At 65.5% G+C, this 1286-nt stretch carries 1 protein-coding gene; it reads left to right on the plus strand.

The annotated features are described in order from the left end of the window. The first annotated feature begins 60 nt into the window (after positions 1-60). Positions 61-1253, plus strand: a protein-coding gene (locus G555_RS0105075) for an IS3 family transposase (protein WP_156887446.1) whose coding sequence is annotated in 2 segments (ribosomal slippage) — positions 61-345 and positions 348-1253 — 1191 coding nt in all. Because the reading frame shifts where the segments join, the coding sequence is not laid out codon by codon here. Positions 1254-1286 lie beyond the last annotated feature (33 nt).

Genomic DNA, 1286 nt, shown 5'->3' on the forward strand with positions numbered 1-1286 from the left:
GCACGGATAGGTGACAACTGATCTGGCTTGCCCGGGAGGGTGGCCTGAGAGGATGTTGCTGTGCCCAAGCCGTACCCGAAGGAGTTCCGGGATGATGTGGTTCGGGTCGCGCGTGGCCGCGAGCCAGGCGTGACGGTCGAACAGATCGCCAAGGACTTCGGTGTCCATCCGATGACCTTGTTCAAGTGGCTGCGCCAGGCCGATATCGATGATGGGGCGAAGCCGGGCCCCTCACGGGTGGACTCGGTGGAGTTGCGGGAGGCGCGGAAGCGGATCCGGCTGCTGGAGCAGGAGAACGAGGTCCTGCGGAGGGCTGCGGCGTATCTGTCGCAGGCGAACCTGCCGGGAAAAGGCTCTACCCGCTCGTGAGTGAGCTCGCCGCTGACGGGGTTCCTGTCGTGGTGACGTGCCGGGTGTTGAAGCTCTCCCGCCAGCCTTACTACCGCTGGCTTGCCCATCCGGTGACCGACGCCGAACTGGTGGAGGCGTACCGGGCGAACGCCTTGTTCGACGCCCACGCCGATGATCCCGAGTTCGGGTACCGGTTCCTGGCCGATGAGGCCCGCGAGGCCGGCCAGCCGATGGCCGAACGCACCGCGTGGCGGATCTGTGCGGACAACCGGTGGTGGTCGAGGTTCGGGAAGAAACGCGGGAAGAACGGCAAGAAGCCTGGCCCGCCGGTCCACGACGACCTGTGCGCCGTGGTCGATGAGAAGGGCCGGACCCGGCACGAGTTCACCGCTGCCGCTCCGAACGAGTTGTGGATCGGCGACATCACCGAACACTGGACCAGCGAGGGCAAGCTGTACTTGTGCGCGTTCAAAGACGTGTACTCCAACCGGATCGTCGGCTACTCCATCGACAACCGGATGAAGTCCCGCCTCGCCGTCACCGCCCTCAACAACGCCGCCGCCCGCCGCGGCCAGGTCACCGGCTGTACGGTGCACACCGACAGAGGGTCGCAATTCCGCAGCAGAAAATTCGTCGGTGCGCTCCACCGCCACTCGATGGTCGGATCGATGGGCAGGGTCGGTGCCTGCGGCGACAACGCCGCCATGGAGAGCTTCTTCTCCCTGCTCCAGAAGAACGTCCTCAACCGGCACGCCTGGACCACCCGCGAGGAACTCCGGATCGCCATCGTGACCTGGATCGAACGCACCTACCACCGACGCCGGCGCCAAGACGGGCTGGGCCGATTGACCCCCATCGAGTACGAGACCATCATGACCACGACAGCCACTCAGGCTGCGTGACTAACCACTGTCACCTGATCGTGCAGCAGACCC

Origin of the sequence: Propionicicella superfundia DSM 22317 (assembly GCF_000423465.1) — a bacterium.
GTDB lineage: Bacteria > Actinomycetota > Actinomycetes > Propionibacteriales > Propionibacteriaceae > Propionicicella > Propionicicella superfundia.